We start from the raw sequence: 20,695 nt of genomic DNA on the forward strand, positions 1-20,695 counted from the left end.
CCTCAATAGCGATTAAGGACAATATTATAATTTCTCATTCACCTTATAACAAAGTAGAAAACTCAAAAGCAGAAATTAAATAAAAATACTTACTATCCACTAAAACGTCGCATCACCAACGATGCATTTGTCCCACCAAATCCGAAAGAATTAGAAAGAATTGTATCAATCTTTCGTTCACGCGGTTTGTGTGGTACAAGATCGATTTTCGTTTCAATCGACGGATTGTCAAGATTAAGTGTCGCTGGAGCTATATTATCCCGTATAGCTAGAACAGAAAAAATAGCCTCAGCAGCACCGGCGGCACCAAGTAAATGCCCGATAGATGATTTCGTTGATGACATGGATACTTGTGGTGCATAATTCCCTAAAACACGTTCAACAGCTGCTAGCTCTATAGAATCAGCCATCGTTGATGTACCATGAGCATTAATGTAATCAAGTTCACTCACATTCACTTGTGCACGCTTAAGAGCAGCCATCATACTACGCTGAGCCCCTTCACCACTTTCTGAAGGCGCTGTAATGTGGTAAGCATCACCAGATAAACCATAGCCAATAACCTCAGCATAAATACGCGCTCCTCGTTTTTTGGCATGTTCCAGCTCTTCTAAAACAACAACTGCCGCTCCTTCCCCCATCACAAAACCATCACGATCAGCATCATAAGGACGTGACGCCCGTTCAGGATCATCATTGCGACAAGTAGAAAGAGCTCTACAAGCTGCAAAACCTGCAAGAGATATCCGATTTATCGGAGATTCGGCCCCCCCTGCCACCATGACATCGGCATCACCAAACATAATCAAACGTGCCGCATCACCAATCGCATGCGCTCCTGTCGAACAAGCCGTTACAACAGAATGATTAGGCCCTCGTAAACCATATTGAATAGACACATAACCAGAAGCAAGATTAATCAAACGACCTGGAATAAAAAAAGGAGAAACACGACGAGGTCCCTTATCACGAAGCGTATAACCAGATTCAACAATGCCCTCAATTCCCCCAATTCCTGAACCAATTAACACACCTGTACAAATCTGATCTTCATCATTCTTAGGAAACCATTCTGCATCTGCAAGCGCTTGGTTAGCAGCAGCCATTGCATAAACAATAAATGCATCAACTTTACGTTGCTCTTTAGGTTCCATATACAAATCAGCATTATAGGTCCCCTCTGTTCCATCCCCTAAAGGGATACGCGCAGCAATCTGGCATGGCAAATCTGACACATCAAACTCAGTAATACGTCGGACACCACTTCTTCCTTCAAGAAGTCGTTTCCAACTATATTCAATATTACCAGCTAATGGAGATACCAATCCTAAACCAGTAACAACAACACGTCTCATAACTTCTAACCTTGAACTAAACTTCACCTCTCAAAGCTCTCTTTTCAAAAGAGCTCCGAAGAATATAGGCAAAAGCAATTTATGCCTTTGCCCTTTAGTAATCATGCAGAAGCTTTATCAATGAACTTGACTGCATCACCAACTGTGAAAATCGTTTCAGCAGCCTCATCTGGAATTTCTACCCCAAACTCTTCTTCAAAAGCCATAACGAGTTCAACTGTATCAAGGCTATCAGCCCCTAGATCATCGATAAAGCTTGCATTTTCTACAACTTTATCAGCATTAACCCCAAGATGTTCCACAATAATTTTCTTAACGCGCTCTACTGTATCACTCATGTTGAAATCCTCGAATTTATATTTTCCTATAATTTGGTTAACTATATCGGCTCATCTAATCAAGCAATAGATGCATCACTTTAAAAGATTTTAGCAATGATTTAAAACATCCTGTGGATATCCCCTACAAAATGAACCAATCTGACATTCCGACATCAATTGATCAACGGCCATGTTAAAGAAATAGATGCATCTTTCTATTTCAATCGTTACTATCTAAAATAATACAACTCATAAATCAATGTGGAATAAAATAAATACTCAAATCATTGCCATTCCACCATTGATATGAAGTGTTTGACCTGTCGTATAGGCTGCTTCATCGCTTGCTAAATAAACAGCCGCAGCGGCTATTTCTTGCCCACTTCCCATACGCTTCATTGGAATCGCCGCCATAATGGCTTCTTTTTGCTTTTCATTAAGCTTGTCTGTCATTGCAGATTTAATAAATCCTGGAGCAATACAATTGACAGTGATGTTTCGCGAAGCAATTTCTTGTGCCAATGCTTTAGAAAAACCTATCAAACCTGCTTTTGCAGCACAATAATTCGTTTGTCCAGGATTTCCCACAACACCAACAACAGATGTAATGTTAATAATCCTTCCATAACGGCGGCGCATCATAAAATGTATTAATTCACGCGTCAAAAGAGAAGCAGCTGTTAGGTTAACTTCTAAAACATCATCCCAGTCTTTATCTTGCATACGCACAAAAAGACCATCCCTAGTGATTCCCGCATTGTTAACCAAAATATCGACGCCATCCATTTCTCTTTCTGCAACTTCAGCCAATTGTTTAATCGATTGGCGTTCAGAAAGATTAGCGGGAAATACAAAAACATTCTGCCCTAATTCTGCCGCCACTTCTCTAAGCTTTTCTTCACGTGTTCCATGAAGTCCAACAATGGCTCCTTGTGCATGAAAGCAGCGTGCAATTGCCTCACCAATTCCTCCCGAAGCCCCCGTTACAAGAGCTTTACGTCCTGTTAATCTAAACATTTTTTTACTCCTTATAGATTAAACGCCAAGCATGCCTAGCGCTGATTCTATTTCATCAACTGTTCCAATTGTTACCCCCTTTATATCTTTGTTAATACGACGCGTTAAACCTGTTAATACTTTTCCAGAACCAACTTCAAAAAGCGTATCAACCCCATTAGCAGCGATCCATTCTATCGTTTCACGCCATCGCACCCTCCCAGTCACTTGTTCAACAAGAAGAGCAGTAATACGCTCTGGATTGCTCTCAGGTGCAACAGAAACATTGGCAATCAAAGGAACAATAGGAGGCATTTTGTTAACAGTCAAAAGTGCTTTCTTCATGGCATCAGCAGCAGGTTGCATTAAAGATGAATGAAAAGGTGCAGAAACTGGAAGAAGAAGTGCACGTTTTGCACCTTTTGTTGATGCAATCTCTACCGCTGTCTCAACTGCTTTTGCTTTACCTGAAATAACATATTGTCCACCACCATTATCATTAGCAATCTGACATAGTCCTTCTCCAGAAACAGTTTCGCAAATTTCTTCCACAACGTGCTCTTCCAAACCAATCAGTGCTGCCATAGAACCTTCACCAACTGCGACAGCAGCCTGCATAGCATTGCCACGAATACGCAAAAGTCTTGCCGTATCTGTGAGAGCAAATGTACCAGCAGCACAAAGAGCCGAGTATTCGCCTAAAGAATGACCAGCAACAAACTTTACCTTTTCTTCTATACAAAACCCTAATTGTTTCATCACACGAATGACAGCCATGGATACAGCCATTAATGCCGGTTGTGCATTTGCTGTTAACGTTAAAACATCTGCTGGTCCTTCAAAAATGATCTTTGATAATTTCTCACCCAGAGCATCATCAACTTCCTCGAAAACCATCCGTGCGGCAATAAATTGCTCTGTAAGCGCCTTCCCCATACCAACAAGTTGACTTCCCTGCCCTGGAAAAATAAAAGCTGCACCCATTTACCAACTCCTAAAATTGTACAATTAAATTATTTTCTTTTGACCTTATTCATCCGCACAAATCAAGATAAAGCCCTTTATTTAAAACGAATACCACTCTTAAAATTATATTTTAAAGGCGGAATTTGATATAAAAACTTAGGAAAGTAGGGAGCTATAAACTGAATAACACCCAAACTTATGAGACTTCCTAAAATTGCACCTGCTAAAATATCAAAGGGATAATGTACACCCACAAAGATGCGCGCCCAACAGATCAAGCACAAAAACACCGTGGCAAATTTAAAAGCAACTTTGTATCGGTAAAAATAAAAGTTAGCTGCATAAGATGCAATGGTCAAGGCATGATTACTAGGAAAAGAAGCTGTTGCACGATGTTGAATAAGCGGTGTCGCTAACCCTACCACGAATGGGCGAGGATGAAAATAAAAAAGAGAAATGAGATAACCTACGAAAAGAGCCGCACAAATACTCATGCAAATGCTTAGTACGACACATCGTTCCCTCTCCCCACCACAAAACCACAACGCACAAAGATGGAGAGGAATAATGTAAATTAAAAACTTTGCACAAAAAATACTAAACAAAACTACAATCGACCAAGCTTGATGATTGCCGACAAACATTTCAAAGAGTGTAACATCAATCTGGTTTAAAAAGTCCATTTTTCTCTCCTTTATGTTACAGTACTATCTTTTTGTAGAAGAGGGAAATATATCAAGATTTAACAAATCAATTTTTTTATGTGCATAAACTTGCTATTTTAAAAGATAACCTGTAGATATGAAATATTCGTTGCCGGCACTTTAGCTGGAGGTTGAACGGAGGGCTGTAAAATATCAGTAGGAAATACAATGTTTCCGGCCTCCCGTGTCTCCGCTCTCGGATGTCTCGAATCGTAAACGCGTCCTTTCTTCTTTGGATTTCCAAAAAAGACAAGTCGCAGAGGCTTTGCGCTAAAACCGGTGAGATTTAATTGAAGAAAGGCAAAACAATGGCTCTTTATGAACATATGTTCCTTGCCCGACAAGACATTACACCGCAGCAAGTTGATGAACTTTTGAGTCTCTACAAAGGTGTCATTGAAGCACATGGTGGAAAAGTTGGGCGTGTAGAAAATTGGGGACTTCGTCCTCTTGCTTACCGTATTCGTAAAAACCGTAAAGCTTATTATACTTTGGTCAATATTGATGCACCAGCTTCAGCAATTGCTGAAGTGGAACGTCAGATGCGCATCAATGAGGATATTTTGCGTTATATGACCATTCGCGTAGAAAAACACGAAAAAGAAAAATCTGCTATGCTCTCACACCTTGATCGCAATAGCCATCACATTGGACACGATGAAGAGCGTCCTCGTTTTCCGCGTCGTCAACGTGAAAATGCTATAGAAGGGGTAGAATGATGACTGATACCAATCAAAACTCTGCACGTCGCCCCTTTCATCGTCGTCGTAAAACATGTCCTTTTTCAGGGACTAATGCTCCCAAAATTGATTATAAAGACATCAAGTTGTTACAACGTTATATTTCCGAACGTGGGAAAATTGTTCCTTCACGGATTACTGCTGTTAGTCAAAAAAAACAGCGTGAATTAGCTAATGCTATCAAACGTGCTCGCTTTTTAGGCTTACTTCCGTACATTATAAAGTAAACGATCAATACGCTATGCAACTGGAGAGTTTATCCAGTTGCTTTTCTTATATGGTTTTAAAAAATAGCTTGTTGCATCCTATGTTAAGCTATTACATGTCAAAGTTGGGGTATTGACGCGCCCCTAACTGCAGAAAGCAGGACAGCAATAAATGAAAAAAAATCGTACCTATGAGATATTAATCGGTATTTTAGCAGGATTATTTGCTGTTGTAATAGGAATGGCAATCATCAGTGTTGCAAATATCGCGCCCTTTTTTTCTCTTCTTCTTGGCTGCTTTCTTTCATTGCCAATTTTTATTGTTGCGTTCGGTCAAGGAACATTAGCCAGTCTCATCGCCCTCATAAGTGCCACTGTTGTTCTTATCATAACCACTAATACCTATATTGCTCTTGGCTTGATGTTCTTATTTTTCCTTCCTGCTGTCTATGCTTCTTGGCTTCTTGGGCTTGCACGACCAGCGCAAAAAGAAAACGAACTGATATGGTATCCATTATCATCGGTTATTTTTCATTTAACTAATTTTATCGCTCTTATAGCAACTTTCATTGGGCTCTATGTTCAAACCCGTCCTTCCACACCCGTCATTGCAAAAAAAATCACCGAAAACATAGCACAAACTCTGCAACAATCACAGTCAATAAAAGAAGCCGATATACGCGCTTTTAGTGAGCTTTTAATGACGCATCCAGCAACTTTTACTGCTGTTTCTTTGACTCTTTATAGTTTGGTTTTTCTCATTGGTAACCTTTACTTTTCCATGATAGCAGCACAACACATGAAATGGCTGAAAAGACCCCGTGATGATTGGAGCCAAACTCTCCGCCTTCCAATTTCTGGAATTGTTATTTTCATTATTGTTTGCATAGCATCGATGGTTGAGTTGAGCGCTTCTCTTAACTTGAGTACCCGTGTCTTTAGTACTGCATACACTGTCATCATATTAATTAGTGGTCTAGCATATCTTCACAATATTACAAAAGGGGTAAACGGTCGGATTATTATACTTTCTCTTGTTTATATTGCTATTTTAACAGTCGTTTTTACTCCACCTATTGTTTTCATGATGCTTTTGATGGGAATTTGGGCTGCTATTCAATATAATTTTCAATCACGCAAAAAACTCCACTAAATTTATTTGTTCGAAAGGAAAAACTATGGATATTATTTTACTTGAGCGCATTCCTCGTCTTGGTCAGATGGGTGATATTGTCTCAGTTAAAGATGGTTATGCGCGTAATTTTCTCTTGCCTCAAGGTAAAGCTTTACGCGCAAATGAAGCCAATAAAAAACATTTTGAGATACAACGTGCACAACTTGAAGCCCGTAATCTTGAACGCAAAAGCGAAGCGCAAAAAGTTGCTGAAAAACTTGATGGACAATCATTCATTGTTGTTCGTTCTGCTGGTGAAACAGGACAACTTTATGGTTCTGTATCAACACGTGATATTGCTGAAATTATAACAGATGAAGGCTTTTCTATTGGGAGAAATCAAGTCGAACTTAACCATCCAATAAAAATGATCGGTCTTCACACAATCACTCTTAGCTTACATCCTGAGGTTCAAATTTCTGTGATTATTAATGTTGCGCGTTCTACCAGTGAAGCACAACGCCAAGCAGAAGGTGAAACTCTCACTTCTGCTAAAGAAATATATAATATTCAAGAAGAATTATTAGAAGAAAATCAGGAAGAATTATTGGTAGAAGAAATTAATGACAACGATATAAACAGTTCTCATCAAGAAGCTTAATTGCTATTTTTGCTTTCTGTTTTATATTTTTTATTCTATTTTAAATATTGCTCATAAAATACTCACACTTTAAAATTGGGTATTTTATGGCTATCATACATAAAGAACCTAATTTTTATGAAAGAATTAGGAATATATTATTTAAAGGCATTACATGCCGAGAATGATAATATCACTAAGAGGAAATTTTCTTTTGTTGTCTAGCATCTAAAGCAAAAATAATTTAAAGTTCTACCCTTAAGGGTAAGGTTTGTATGAGCGGTAAGTTGATTATATCAACACATGATCTGAAATAATTTCAGTTATAAAAAAGTAATTCTACTTACACAGATATTGGAATTTTAAGGTCACATAACTTCAAAACACTTAAATTTAGAATAGCAAAACTTCCACTTTAAAATCACGTATTATAAAATAAAATAGATCAATGTTATATAAATAATACACAAATGATAGATGAGCAACGAAAAGAGGGTTTTGAAAAATTATATAATTTTAACTTAAAATGAAGATTTGTAGCTCTATTCTTTTAATTATACGATTTTCAATTTATCGCCTAAAGTAGCTAGACTTAGAATTTTAGTGGAAAAATATTATGGAAGAAACTAACGTTGTTAATGTCAGCTCTTCAAAGAAGGAAGATTCTCCTTCTTTTCGGCAGCTTCCGTATAATATTGAAGCTGAACAGGCATTGCTTGGTGCCATCTTTATCAACAATGATTCTCTTGACCGCGTTTCAGATTTTCTAAAACCAGAACATTTTTTTGAACCATTGCATCAAAAAATTTATCATGTTTTATCTCACCTTATTAAAACAGGAAAACGTGTAGATCCAGTTACAATCAAGCCCTATATCCAAATGGAAGAAAAAATTGGAGATATTACTGTATACCAGTATGTTGTTCGCTTAGCCACAGAGGCAGTCACTATTATTAACGCTGAAGATTATGGACGCGTCATTTACGATCTTTTTATCCGACGGTCTTTGATTAACCTTGGAACTCAAGTTGTCAATACAGCCTTTGATGCTCCTGTAGAGCTCACGCCTACCCAACAAATTGAAACTGTTGAAAATCAGTTATTTGAGCTAGCAGAAAAAGGGAAATATGGAGGTGGATTTGAAAATTTTAATGAGGCTATCAAAAAAGCTATCGATATGGCAAGTGCTGCGAAAAAGCGCTCTTCACAATTATCAGGGATAGCCACCCATATTAAAACACTTGATGAAAAAATGGGAGGATTACAAGCATCTGACTTAATTATCCTTGCAGGACGCCCTGGTATGGGAAAAACCTCACTGGCTACCAATATTGCCTTTAATATTGCTAATGCTTATAATCGTAATGCCAATATCCAAGAAAATGAAGGGGGTATTGTAGGTTTCTTCTCACTTGAGATGTCATCCGAACAGCTTGCAACCCGTATTATTTCTGAACAAACAGAAGTCTCTTCTTCTGATATTCGGCGTGGTAATATCTCAGATGAACAATTTTCAAAAATTATTCGTGCGGTGAACCAACTACAAAAGGCACCGCTTTATATTGATCAAACTGGGGGAATATCAATTACGCAATTAGCTGCTCGTGCGCGGCGTCTCAAGCGACAACATGGTTTAGATATCTTGTTTATTGACTATATCCAACTCATGACAAGCAGTTCAAAGCGTTCATCAGAAAATCGTGTTCAAGAGATCACAGAAATTACCACAGGATTAAAAGCGTTAGCGAAAGAATTGAATATTCCTATTATCGCTCTCTCTCAACTTTCACGTCAAGTAGAAAATAGAACAGATAAACGTCCCCAACTCTCAGATTTACGTGAATCTGGTTCAATTGAGCAAGATGCCGACATTGTTCTGTTTGTCTACCGCGAAGAATATTATCTCAAAAATGAAGAACCAAAATTAGGTAGCTTAGAACATACAAAATGGCAAGAAATAATGGACAAAGCTTTTGGAAAAGCTGATGTTATTATTGCAAAACAGCGCCATGGGCCGACAGGAATCGTGCCACTTGCCTTTCAATCTGATTTCACACGATTCAGTGATCTGGCCGATAGCAATTATCTTCCAGAGCAAATCGGTTAAATTAACATGGCGCGTAATCGTATTCAATTTATCTGTCAAAATTGTGGAACTGTCCATTCTCGTTGGGCGGGAAAATGTAGTGCTTGTGGAGAATGGAATTCCCTTATCGAAGAAACTATAAATGGCGGCATAGGAAGTGGTCCTAAACAGAATGCTCGTAAAGGACGCATTGTCACACTCACATCTCTTTCTGGAAATATCGAAGATACTCCACGTATTCATTCTGGTATTGCTGAACTTGATCGTGTTACCGGTGGGGGCTTTGTCCGTGGATCAGCACTCCTTGTTGGAGGTGATCCGGGTATTGGTAAATCAACATTGCTGACACAAACAGCTGCTGCTTTATCACGCAAAGGATATAATGTTATCTATGTTTCAGGTGAAGAGGCTATTGCGCAAATTTGTCTGCGCGCGCAAAGGCTTGAAGCTAACAATACAGAGGTGAAACTTGCTGCTGAAACCAATGTTGAAGATATTCTGGCAACCTTAAGCGAACATAAAAACCTTGATATGGTGATTATCGATTCAATTCAAACCCTATGGTCAGATACAGCAGATTCATCACCCGGCACTGTCACACAAGTACGTATCGGTGCTCAAGCAATGATCCGCTTTGCCAAAAAAACGGGAACCGCCGTTGTTCTTGTTGGTCATGTTACAAAAGATGGGCAAATTGCTGGTCCTCGAGTTGTTGAACATATGGTTGATGCCGTTCTCTATTTTGAGGGTGAAGGAGGACATCATTATCGCATTCTTAGAACTGTAAAAAATCGCTTCGGACCAACAGATGAAATTGGTGTCTTTGAAATGTCTGATAAAGGATTACGCGAAGTGATAAATCCATCCGAATTGTTTTTAGGAGAACGTAATGAAAAAGCTCCAGGTGCTGCTGTTTTTGCGGGAATGGAAGGGACACGCCCGATACTCGTAGAAATTCAAGCGCTTGTTGCTCCTTCTTCCCTTGGGACACCAAGACGTGCGGTTGTCGGATGGGATGGAAATCGTCTTTCTATGATTCTTGCCGTTTTAGAAGCCCATTGCGGCATTCGTTTTGGACAGCATGATGTCTATCTGAACGTGGCAGGTGGATATCGCATATCAGAACCCGCTGCTGATTTAGCTGTAGCCGCTGCTTTGGTATCCTCTCTTGCCAATATCGCATTGCCAACGGATTATGTATATTTTGGTGAAGTCAGTCTTTCAGGAGCTACCCGCGCTGTTTCACATTCAGCACAGCGCATCAATGAAGCAAAAAAACTCGGCTTTCAAGGAGCATTTCATCCCACAACAACAACCGAAATGATGAAGTCGCTCAATTTTCAACAAAAAACTTTCTCCGACCTTCCGGAACTCGTTGCTACTCTTACCGTAAGTAAAAAATGATCTGCACCATAGATATGATAATATAGAAAAAACTCTATAAAATACAAAAGATCCTTGCTATAAGAACAAAAAATATATTTGCACATAGACTTAGAAGAACACAACTTTATGTATAAGGAACAAACAAATGATCATAACAATCCTTGATGGAATTGTCGTAGTAATCATCCTGTTGTCCGCTTTTCTTGCTATGCTTCGAGGGTTTTCACGTGAAGTGTTATCGTTGATTTCTTGGGCAGTTGCAGCTATTACGACACTGTTTTTATTCAAGCCTGTCTTACCTTTCTTTGAACACTATCTCTCTAATAAAATGATTGCATTGATCACAACATTGGTCACGATTTTTATTATTGTTCTCATTATTACTTCAATTATTACAATGAAGATCTCTGATTTTATTATTGATAGTCGAATTGGTATTCTTGACCGTGCTATTGGTTTTATTTTTGGAGCACTTCGCGGTTTACTTATCATGGTCATCGGTATGTTGCTGATTAATGCACTGATTAAACCCGAGCTTCAAGCGAATTGGTTAAAAAATGCAAAAACAAGGCCTATTTTAGATTCACTAGGACAAAAAGTTTGGGAAATACTCCCAAAAGATATTGGATCGGTTCTCGAAAAGGCGGAAAATTTGTTTAAAGACAGCAATAAACATACGTATGGGCAACACTCTCATGAAAAGATAATTTTCAAAAAATAGAGAATAGTTTTTCATGAGGAAAGAGAACTAAATGATGTAGAATGTGATATTAATGATTCCTTCGTATCACAACTGAAAGAATATGATGATAAAGAGTGATGTTTTCTGTCAAGAATTTTCATTAGATGATGATACCCTTCATGAAGAATGTGGCGTTTTTGGTATTCTTGGGCATGAAGATGCAGCAACATTAACAGCTCTTGGACTCCACGCACTTCAGCATCGTGGGCAAGAAGCGGCTGGTATTGTTTCCTACCATAATAAAATGTTTCATCAAGAAAAGCATTTAGGTCTTGTTGGTGATCACTATACCAATCCTACAACACTTGCACGCTTACCAGGAAATCGCGCTATTGGACATACCCGTTATTCAACAACTGGAGAAGTAGCATTACGCAATGTTCAACCCCTTTTTGCTGAGTTGAAAGCTGGAGGCATTGCTATTGCTCATAATGGTAATCTTACCAATGGTCTCACATTACGCCGTGAACTCATCGCTTCTGGTGCTATCTGTCAATCAACGTCAGATTCAGAAGTTTTTCTCCATCTTATTGCCCGCTCACGTTATGAATCGTCCTCTGATCGTTTTGTTGATGCAATTCGGCAAGTAGAGGGTGGATATGCTATGTTAGCGCTCACGCGTACAAAGCTTATTGCTGCACGCGATCCAACAGGGATTAGACCCCTCGTGATGGGGGAACTTGATGGTAAGCCTATTTTTTGTTCTGAAACTTGTGCTCTTGATATTATTGGAGCAAAGTATGTCCGTGATGTTAAAAATGGGGAGATCATCATATGTGAAATACAAAAAAATGGGGAAATTACTAAAAAAATTATAAAACCAAAAAATGAAAAACCAGAAAAACTTTGCTTGTTTGAATATGTTTACTTTGCCCGTCCGGACTCAATCGTTGGAGGGCGTAGTGTCTATGCAACACGCAAAAATATGGGAATACGTTTAGCACAGGAAGCCCCTTGTGAGGGTGATGTTGTGGTTCCTGTTCCTGATGGAGGAACTCCTGCTGCAATTGGCTATGCACAAGAAATTGGAATTCCCTTCGAGCTTGGTATTATTCGTAATCACTATGTTGGTCGCACTTTTATCGAACCAACACAACAAATTCGTGCTTTTGGTGTCAAATTAAAACATTCTGCAAACCGTCCTGTGATTGAAAGAAAACGTGTTATTCTTGTTGATGACTCTATTGTACGTGGAACAACATCTCTTAAAATTGTGCGAATGCTCCGTGATGCAGGAGCAAAAGAAGTTCATATGCGCATTTCTAGCCCTATGATTTTCTATCCCGACTTTTATGGTATTGATACACCTAAAGTTGAAAGCCTTTTAGCAAATCAATATCCAGATTTAAAATCTATGTGTGATTTTATTGGAGCGGATTCATTAGAATTTCTTTCAACGGATGGATTATATCTTGCTGTAGCAGGAGAAAAACGGAATAATGCCGATCCACAATTTACTGACCATTATTTTACTGGATATTATCCTACGCAGCTGGTTGATCAAGAAAACCTCTCCAAAACTCATCAATCATCTGTTCTTAGAACAAGAGATTAATGATGACAAAATTTAGTCTCCATGGGCGTGTTGCACTTGTTACTGGCGCATCAAGAGGAATTGGTTATTATTTGGCACTCGAGCTTGCTACACGCGGCGCTCATATTATTGCTCTTGCACGAACAGTCAGTGGACTTACTGAATTAGATAATCAGATCCAAGAAAAAGGGGCTCATGCAACCCTTGTTCCCCTTGACTTGCATCATATGGAAAACATCGATACTCTTGCTATCTCAATTGCCAAACGCTGGAAAAAACTTGATATTATCGTTGCAAACGCAGGAATCCTTGGAACACTCTCACCAATAGCGCATATAGAAAACACGGTATTTGAAGATGTTTTTCAAATAAATCTTTTCAGCCAATGGCGCTTAATGAAAGCTGTTGAGCCTTTATTACGAGAATCTGATGCTGGACGAGCCATTCTGTTATCCTCAAGCGTTGCGCATGCTGCGCGCCCTTTCTGGGGAGCTTATGCAGCCTCTAAAGCGGCTTTAGAGATGATTGCCCGCTGTTGGGCAGAAGAACTCAAACAAACCCCTATTAAGATTAATTGTGTCAACCCTGGTGCCACACGCACTGCCATGCGCGCTGAAGCTATGCCCGGTGAAGATCCACAAACTCTCCCTTCACCACAAGAGGTTGCAAAAAAGATAGTACATTTGTTATCACCTGATTTAAAAGAAACTGGAAAACTCTTTAATGTCCATAAAAATCGGTTTGTAGATTATCATGTACCTGACTGATCATCATCGGAGAAGTAAATCGTTTGATTCTCTCTTTTTCCTGTGCTTCTCAACAGAAGAATGAAACACTTTATGATTCTTGGATAGCTTTAGCATCAGCCTTTTTCTCTTCTAAAGTAGCACGTTTATTATAAGCGATAAAACTACAGGGGAGAAAAATCATATAGCTAACAGCTGTAATCAATAAAGTTTTCCATGTGTAAGTCGCAAGAAAACCGACATAAATAACAATAACCAACATGCATGGTATAACGATATCGCGCCTTAAATTTTGATCAATTGTTTTTGCATTCCATACTGGTAAACGACTAATCAAAAGAAAAGCAATAATTACAGTATAAAGACTAAAAAATAATGCCCACCCCCAATTGGGGACCAAACCAAGAGCGCCTAAATAGGTAGGCAATAAAAGGAGTAATGCTCCTGCTGGTGCTGGAACACCAACAAAATAACTTTTCTGCCACTTAGGTATATTGGTGTTATCCAACATCACATTAAAACGTGCTAATCGCAAACAACAAGCAACACAATAAACAAGGGCTGCAACCCAACCAATGTGATTTGCTTGATTCAAGATAAAGGAATAAACAATAAGTGCAGGGGTAACACCAAAATTTATAACATCAGCAAGAGAATCCATCTGTGCCCCAAAAGATGAACTACCATCTATTAAACGGGCAATGCGACCATCAGCACCATCTAAAACTGCGGCCAAAAGCACCATTAAAATAGCAGCTTCATAGCGATGTTCAAAAGCCAAACGAATGCTGCTCATCCCTGCACAAATTGCTAAAATAGTAATGATATTGGGAATGACATACCGCATTGATGTAGGTGAACGCCGCCGACTTGCAACATCATCATGCTGCCCCTCAGGATTGAATGAAGAAAATGGCGAAAAATTTTTCATTGTGAGTCCTAATCGTATCTGAAGTCCGTTGTGGCACTCTTATCATCAAAAGAACCCAAAACTGTTTCTCCAGCAATTGCTGTCTGTCCAACTGCAACACGCAATTTCATTTCAGTTGGTATATAAATATCAAGGCGAGAACCAAAACGAATCAATCCAAATCGCTCACCAATCATAACGGCATCGTTTTCTTTTGACCAACAAACAATCCGGCGTGCAACCATTCCCGCTATTTGTACGATACCGATTTTACCATGTTTGCTATCAATTACCATCCCATTACGCTCATTAAACTGGCTAGCTTTATCAAACTCAGCATTGGTAAATCGACCTGGATGATAAACGATAGACTCTACTGTACCACTGATAGGAATACGATTAATATGGCATGAAAAAATATCCATAAAAATGGAAATACGGATCATTTCATCTTTCCCTAATCCTAATTCTTCAGGTGGAACACATGATTCCACAAATGAAATACGCCCATCGGCAGGCGACATAACCCAATTTGAATTCAAAGGGATCACACGATCTGGATCACGGAAAAAGTATATACACCACACCGTGAGAACGAGACCAAACCAAAACAACGGACTCCATATCCAACCAAGAATGAGCGAAATAACAAAAAACGCTACAATAAAAGGATAACCCTCTTTATGAACCGGTACAAAGCTATTATGGAAAGATTGCAGAATACTCATATAATTTCCTATTCATCGTAAACTTAAACAAGCAACAAATCTTTTTGTTCCTCTTGTATCTTTTTATGTATTTAATCAATCACTCCATATAAAGATATAGATTACATTTTGCCCTATTTATTTTTTACGATTAACAACACTCGTCTCATCTTCTTCACGTATTTTACGTAATTTTTCTTCAGCTTTCGATGCTTCAAGCTGCTTATTCCACATTGAAGCATATAAACCTTTCTTGCGTAAAAGCTCTGTATGCGCCCCATTTTCAATAATACGACCACTTTTAAGAACCAAAATTTCATCAGCATTGATAACAGTAGAAAGACGGTGAGCAATAATCAATGTTGTACGTCCACGGCTTACAATATCCAATGCTTGTTGAATTTCCTGTTCCGTTGCCGTATCAAGAGCCGATGTTGCTTCATCTAGGATAAGAAGTGGGGGGGCTTTTAAAAGTGTCCGTGCAATAGCCACACGTTGTTTTTCACCACCTGATAATTTGAGACCTCGCTCTCCTACCATAGACTGAAAACCTTCCGGTAAAATTTCAATAAATTTTGATATTTGTGCCATTTCAGCAGCTTTGCGCATTTCTTCATCTGTAGCACTTGGACGCCCATAGCAAATATTATAGGCAATTGTATCATTAAATAACACTGTATCTTGTGGGACCATGCCTATCGCTTCACGCAAACTCTTTTGTGTTACGTCACGAATATCCTGCCCGTCAATTGTGATAGAACCCGCGTCAACATCATAAAACCGAAAAAGCAACCGAGAAATAGTTGATTTACCTGCACCAGATGGACCGACAATGGCGACTGTTTTTCCTCCAGGAACTTCAAAATCAATATCTCTGAGAATCTGACGTGTCGAATCATAGGAAAACTTTACCTGATGAAAACGAATGGTCCCATCGCTTATCTCTAACGGTTTAGCATCCGATTTATCAACGATCTCCTTCTGAACATCTAAAAGATCAAACATTGCTTCAATATCCGTTAAACCTTGTCGAATATCACGATAAATTGAACCAATAAAATTCAGTGGAATGGAAAGTTGCATTAAAAGTGCATTAATAAAAACAAAATCACCCAAAGTTTGTGTTTTATAAAAAACTTCATAAGCTGACATCAGCATCATGATCGTCATTCCAATACCAAAGATAAGAGCCTGACCAAAATTAAGCCAGCTTAACGATGTCCAAATCTTTGTTGCGGCTTTTTCATAACCTACCATAGAAGCATCAAATCGATCGGCTTCTAGAGTTTCATTGCCAAAATATTTCACCGTTTCAAAATTCAAAAGAGAATCAACAGCACGCGTATTGGCCTCAGTATCTGCTGTATTCATTTGTTGCCGAATACGAATGCGCCAATCACTCGCCTTAATGGTAAAAAAGATATATAATCCAACCGTTGCAACAACGATGAGAAGATAATGCCACCCATAACTTATGTAAAATACAAGTGCCGTTAATATAAACTCTAGAACTGTCGGTACTGTGTTCAGAATTGAAAATCTTACGATCGCTTCAATTCCTTTTGTACCACGCTCAATCACACGAGAAAGCCCACCAGTTCGGCGTTCCAAATGAAATCGCAAGGATAACTCATGCATATGTACAAAGGTTTTATAAGCCAATTGACGAACAGCATATTGACCAACAGTGGCAAAAAGAGAATCGCGTAATTGATTTAATCCAGCCTGCATAATACGTGCGACATTATATGCCAAAACGAGCATGATGGGAATAATCAAACTGGATGGGAACCATTCAGGTAGCTGAAAGCTTGAATCAAGCACATTCGTAGAATATTTAAAGAAATACGGTACAGATATGAGAACGAGCTTAGCCAAAACAAGATAAAATATTGCCCATAGCACACGTATTTTTAGATCACGCCGACCTACTGGCCACATATAGGGCCATAAATTGTAAAGTGTGTGCAGAGTTCTCCCTGTATCTGATGATACAGTTTTTGTCATTTCATTGCGTTTCATAAAGTCCTTACTTCTCTATCATCCACACGAAAAAGGCAAAATACCCCCCGTGGTTGTTTATAGATTTATCTCTTCATTACGCTTCCAATAAGCTATACCTACTCGTTGTTTGAAGTTAGACTGTTTTTGAAAAAGGAACAAGAAATAATCCACTATACAATTTATTATTTTGATCTGTATTTTCATACCACTCTGCTGCAAATAAATTTTCAACTTTTACATGTTTTTTTTTCAATTCTGCATGAAGCCACTTTTTTGTTTTACCAATCTCTTTAAGTCCATCATCAATAACTTCACCATTTTCTATTAAAATCGTCGATTTCTTCCCCTCTTCCTTTTTAATGACAGTGAAATCACCATTGGTTTCCAAACGAACAAAAGCGGCTTCATGTAAGTGACACCCTTTAAGACGTAACATCGTAATGAGATCATTAACATTGATCCCTAAGTTCTTAATCTTATCTATTTGGAAAACCCCATCTAAAACTAATGTAATATTCCGCCCCGCGATAAGACGACGAAAAAAAACTGAATAGCGTGCAAAAAAATTAAAAGATGTAATCAAGGTTTGCCAGATGAGTAAAACAAGCAATAATTGAATGCTACTAATATTCTGATTATAAATAACTCCGCCAATAATACCTCCCATAACAAAATTACTGACCAAATCAACTGGTGTCATCTGACTAAGACTCCCCCGTCCTGTTGTTCTTAAAATAAACAAGAAGGCAACAAGACCTACAGCCAGCTTAAGCGCGATATATCCATAATGATATAAAAATTCCATCAAACTTTCCTCCCTTTATTTATGTAAGCTGCTGGAATAGGAAAATTAAAATCGTTTTATTTCCCACACAGTTATGCGCTCACCACTCTGCGGATCCTTACTGTCTTTTAAAAGAATCCCCTCAGCTGCAAGCTCATCACGAATTGTATCCGCTGCTTCCCACTCTTTATTATGGATAAGTCGTAGTCTTTCAGCAATACGTTGATCAATAAATTTTGAATCAAGAAAAATTTTTTTTATAAATAATGGGCAGTCTATTTCTTTAATCCATTCTTGTCGTAACAGTCCTAATAAATTCATCCCATTAGCAAGAGCCAACGCATTCCCTTCTTTATAAAACTTTCGCAAAAGAGTCAGTGCTTTTGGAGTATTAAGATCATCACTGAGTGCATCTATCAAAGTATCATTAATTGCTTCATTGTTTTCCATCTCACTTTTTTTGCTGCGAAGCAATTCATACCAACGATACAGTTCGCTGCTCGATTGTATTAAACGCTGTGCTGTCCAATTTAATGGTTCACGATAATGCGTTTGCAACATCGAAAAACGCGCAGACAAACCAGCCCAATTTTTCTTCATTTCATCGGTTAAAATACCATTAAACTCCCAAAAGTTATTCTCTAAAACAGAACGAATAGTTATGAAATTGCCAAAGCTTTTCGACATCTTTTTGCCTTCAACTTGTAAAAAACCATTATGCATCCAAAAATTTGCCATTCGCTCCGTCCCAAAAGCTGAACAACTTTGTGCAATCTCGTTTTCATGATGAGGAAAAATTAAATCAAGTCCACCACCATGGATATCAAAAACATTCGCGGTTGGATCATCACAAGTTAAACCACCGCCATAGGGCGCTAATAACTTTGCCATTGACATCGCAGAACATTCAATATGCCAACCTGGACGACCTAAAACAGGAATTCCGGCCGGCGATTCCCAACCTGGCTCCCCTTCCACAGAAGGTTTCCATAAAACAAAATCCATCTCTTCCCTTTTATAAGCAGCAACATCAATACGCGCCCCCGCCCTCATTTCATCTAAAGAACGATTTGCAAATGCCCCATAGTGGGGAGGATTTTTTATGCTACTTACAGAAAATAATATATGATTTTCCGCTTTATAAGCGTGCCCCTTTTCAAGCAATCTTTCAATTAAAGAGCGCATTTCCTCTAAATGCTCGGTTGCGCGCGGCTGACTGGTTGGTAATAGACAACCAAGTGCTATTGTATCTTGTTGAAACTGGAAATATGTACGTTCTGTTAATTGACGAATGGCGTCATTCAATGACAAGTTTGGATATTCAAAAGCTGCTCGTGCATTAATTTTATCATCAACATCTGTAATATTACGCGCATATAGAACATGCTCATTGCCATAAACATGACGCAATAAACGAAATAAAATATCAAAAACAATGACAGGGCGTGCATTTCCTATATGCGCATAATCATAAACTGTCGGACCACAAACATAAAGACGTACTCTTGTCGGATCTATTGGTGTAAAATTTTCTTTTTTACGTGTCAGCGTATTATAAAATCGCAACTCTCTCATTATTGACTCCATGGACGATACTATGCACCGCTCCTTTTAGATGTATCTTATCTCAACTTATCGTATTACGCGGTTTAGGCTCAAAACTTTTATCTTATAGTAAATTCTTCTTACCATTTTCCCACTAGTATTCACGGCTGTATTCATCATTTATCATAAAAACAATCTATTTTATTTGATTGAACAAAAGCATTCTATCATTAGAGATGCTTTTCCTCCTTAAAGAAAACGAGCTTAGAAAAAGTTCTATAGGCAATACAATATAAATCTATGTGAAAAATAGATAGCTTTCAGGAAGCAAATCTTAAATTTTTAACCACACAAAGCTTCGTCAGTATTTTCAATATTCCACAATGGGTTCCTTACTGCCTCTTACGCCCTATATTTTATAATCAATAATTGAGAATAATGTAGCAATTAACTCTATTTTTTTACACAGTTCTCATGACAAAATTATTTCATCTGTACAGAGTTTTATTCAAAGAAAGCAATAAAAATAATGCGTAATAGATTGATGAACATCATTATTTTAATATTTCTTGTCATTTCAATGCCAACCTTTGCGCAACAATCTCCACCTTATGAAAGAAAATTACTCCGACTAGCAGAAATTTTAGGATCATTGCATTCTCTCCAAAATCTTTGCGATCCTTCAACAAACCAATGGTATGATTATATGAATGCACTGATTGAAGCAGAACACCCCATTCCACAAAGACGTGCTTATTTTTATGAAGCGTTTAATGAAGCGTATCGTGCTTTCTCAGAAAATTATCATCATTGTACACAAGCAGCCATTGAAGCCAATCAAAGATACATTGAGGAAGGAAGAATTTTATCTGAAAACCTCCTCATGCATTATAAATAATTAATCTATACAAAAAGTATCTCTCTCAATTTTAGCGATATCAATGATATTCCTCTCACAAATGCGGAGAGCAATAAACCAGCTCTGAAAATAGAGAGACTTTTAAAAAATAATGTCTCGATACGCTTTTATTCGTATGAGCGCCTTCTTCCCATACAAAATCGTTCTTTGGCTTCCTCCCCACACCTCAAAGGATGAAGATTGTTAACTAAATTTTTTCTGTAAATAATCTAGGTTCTTGTTGAACAAGATTCCTCTTGGCTTCCCACTCATGTAATTTGCTTCATAGTTTCTACAAATAAGCCTAAGAAT

General features: G+C 38.3%; 20 protein-coding genes. 10 read left to right on the forward strand and 10 right to left on the reverse strand.

From position 1 onward, the window contains the following. Positions 1 to 92: 92 nt before the first annotated feature. The 5 genes from fabF to ACFIKG_RS00355 form a co-directional block, all read right to left on the reverse strand. On the reverse strand, positions 93 to 1,355 hold the full coding sequence (gene fabF / locus ACFIKG_RS00335; RefSeq protein ID WP_375625890.1) for a beta-ketoacyl-ACP synthase II: 1,263 nt from the start codon (positions 1,353 to 1,355) through the stop codon (positions 93 to 95). Between the two features lie 101 nt (positions 1,356 to 1,456). Continuing rightward, positions 1,457 to 1,693: an acyl carrier protein gene (locus ACFIKG_RS00340; protein WP_004860281.1), complete on the reverse strand. Its 237-nt coding sequence runs from the start codon at positions 1,691 to 1,693 to the stop codon at positions 1,457 to 1,459. Positions 1,694 to 1,954: 261 nt separating this feature from the next. Next, entirely contained in the window at positions 1,955 to 2,692 is a 738-nt protein-coding gene (gene fabG / locus ACFIKG_RS00345; RefSeq protein ID WP_375625888.1) for a 3-oxoacyl-[acyl-carrier-protein] reductase, read from the reverse strand. Between the two features lie 18 nt (positions 2,693 to 2,710). After that, positions 2,711 to 3,655: an ACP S-malonyltransferase gene (gene fabD, locus ACFIKG_RS00350; RefSeq protein WP_375625886.1), complete on the reverse strand. Its 945-nt coding sequence runs from the start codon at positions 3,653 to 3,655 to the stop codon at positions 2,711 to 2,713. Between the two features lie 77 nt (positions 3,656 to 3,732). Further along, the gene (locus ACFIKG_RS00355) at positions 3,733 to 4,320 is read right to left on the reverse strand and encodes an undecaprenyl-diphosphatase (RefSeq protein ID WP_375625884.1); all 588 of its coding nucleotides are present in this window, start codon (positions 4,318 to 4,320) and stop codon (positions 3,733 to 3,735) included. A gap of 329 nt (positions 4,321 to 4,649) precedes the next feature. Here ACFIKG_RS00355 and rpsF point away from each other — a divergent pair, with 329 nt between their 5' ends. The 9 genes from rpsF (at position 4,650) to ACFIKG_RS00400 (ending at position 13,556) form a co-directional block, all read left to right on the forward strand. Next, on the forward strand, positions 4,650 to 5,060 hold the full coding sequence (gene rpsF / locus ACFIKG_RS00360; RefSeq protein ID WP_375625882.1) for a 30S ribosomal protein S6: 411 nt from the start codon (positions 4,650 to 4,652) through the stop codon (positions 5,058 to 5,060). Continuing rightward, on the forward strand, positions 5,060 to 5,308 hold the full coding sequence (gene rpsR / locus ACFIKG_RS00365; protein ID WP_375625880.1) for a 30S ribosomal protein S18: 249 nt from the start codon (positions 5,060 to 5,062) through the stop codon (positions 5,306 to 5,308). Before rpsF ends, rpsR begins: the two co-directional genes overlap by 1 nt. A 151-nt stretch (positions 5,309 to 5,459) precedes the next feature. Beyond that, entirely contained in the window at positions 5,460 to 6,440 is a 981-nt protein-coding gene (locus ACFIKG_RS00370) for a hypothetical protein (protein WP_375625878.1), read from the forward strand. Between the two features lie 25 nt (positions 6,441 to 6,465). Beyond that, a complete protein-coding gene (gene rplI / locus ACFIKG_RS00375; protein ID WP_375625876.1) occupies positions 6,466 to 7,062 on the forward strand; it encodes a 50S ribosomal protein L9 in 597 nt (198 codons plus the stop codon). Between the two features lie 595 nt (positions 7,063 to 7,657). After that, the gene (locus tag ACFIKG_RS00380; protein ID WP_375619412.1) at positions 7,658 to 9,148 is read left to right on the forward strand and encodes a replicative DNA helicase; all 1,491 of its coding nucleotides are present in this window, start codon (positions 7,658 to 7,660) and stop codon (positions 9,146 to 9,148) included. Between the two features lie 6 nt (positions 9,149 to 9,154). Next, positions 9,155 to 10,531, forward strand: coding sequence for a DNA repair protein RadA (radA, locus tag ACFIKG_RS00385; protein ID WP_375648249.1), 1,377 nt, complete (start codon positions 9,155 to 9,157; stop codon positions 10,529 to 10,531). A 127-nt stretch (positions 10,532 to 10,658) separates the two neighbouring features. Continuing rightward, on the forward strand, positions 10,659 to 11,234 hold the full coding sequence (locus tag ACFIKG_RS00390; RefSeq protein ID WP_375625022.1) for a CvpA family protein: 576 nt from the start codon (positions 10,659 to 10,661) through the stop codon (positions 11,232 to 11,234). Positions 11,235 to 11,316: 82 nt separating this feature from the next. Beyond that, on the forward strand, positions 11,317 to 12,810 hold the full coding sequence (purF, locus tag ACFIKG_RS00395; RefSeq protein ID WP_375625023.1) for an amidophosphoribosyltransferase: 1,494 nt from the start codon (positions 11,317 to 11,319) through the stop codon (positions 12,808 to 12,810). A gap of 2 nt (positions 12,811 to 12,812) precedes the next feature. After that, on the forward strand, positions 12,813 to 13,556 hold the full coding sequence (locus ACFIKG_RS00400; RefSeq protein ID WP_375625024.1) for an SDR family NAD(P)-dependent oxidoreductase: 744 nt from the start codon (positions 12,813 to 12,815) through the stop codon (positions 13,554 to 13,556). A gap of 70 nt (positions 13,557 to 13,626) precedes the next feature. Here the strand turns inward: ACFIKG_RS00400 and pssA are convergent, their stop codons facing one another. From pssA to cysS, 5 genes are all read right to left on the reverse strand, one after another. Next, on the reverse strand, positions 13,627 to 14,466 hold the full coding sequence (gene pssA, locus ACFIKG_RS00405) for a CDP-diacylglycerol--serine O-phosphatidyltransferase (protein ID WP_012754949.1): 840 nt from the start codon (positions 14,464 to 14,466) through the stop codon (positions 13,627 to 13,629). Between the two features lie 8 nt (positions 14,467 to 14,474). After that, entirely contained in the window at positions 14,475 to 15,173 is a 699-nt protein-coding gene (locus ACFIKG_RS00410) for a phosphatidylserine decarboxylase (RefSeq protein ID WP_375625025.1), read from the reverse strand. Positions 15,174 to 15,290: 117 nt separating this feature from the next. Beyond that, positions 15,291 to 17,174 carry an ABCB family ABC transporter ATP-binding protein/permease gene (locus tag ACFIKG_RS00415; RefSeq protein ID WP_375625026.1) on the reverse strand — a complete coding sequence of 628 codons (1,884 nt, stop codon included), beginning with the start codon at positions 17,172 to 17,174 and terminating at the stop codon, positions 15,291 to 15,293. A gap of 115 nt (positions 17,175 to 17,289) precedes the next feature. Further along, the gene (locus ACFIKG_RS00420) at positions 17,290 to 17,961 is read right to left on the reverse strand and encodes a DUF421 domain-containing protein (protein WP_375625027.1); all 672 of its coding nucleotides are present in this window, start codon (positions 17,959 to 17,961) and stop codon (positions 17,290 to 17,292) included. Positions 17,962 to 18,006: 45 nt separating this feature from the next. After that, the gene (cysS, locus tag ACFIKG_RS00425; protein WP_375625867.1) at positions 18,007 to 19,515 is read right to left on the reverse strand and encodes a cysteine--tRNA ligase; all 1,509 of its coding nucleotides are present in this window, start codon (positions 19,513 to 19,515) and stop codon (positions 18,007 to 18,009) included. 499 nt (positions 19,516 to 20,014) lie between these two features. Here cysS and ACFIKG_RS00430 point away from each other — a divergent pair, with 499 nt between their 5' ends. Continuing rightward, positions 20,015 to 20,383, forward strand: a complete 369-nt coding sequence (locus ACFIKG_RS00430) for a TIGR02301 family protein (RefSeq protein ID WP_375651547.1) — start codon at positions 20,015 to 20,017, stop codon at positions 20,381 to 20,383. Positions 20,384 to 20,695 lie beyond the last annotated feature (312 nt).

The organism is Bartonella sp. LB28NMGDW (assembly GCF_042194435.1).
Taxonomy (GTDB): Bacteria; Pseudomonadota; Alphaproteobacteria; order Rhizobiales; family Rhizobiaceae; genus Bartonella; species Bartonella grahamii.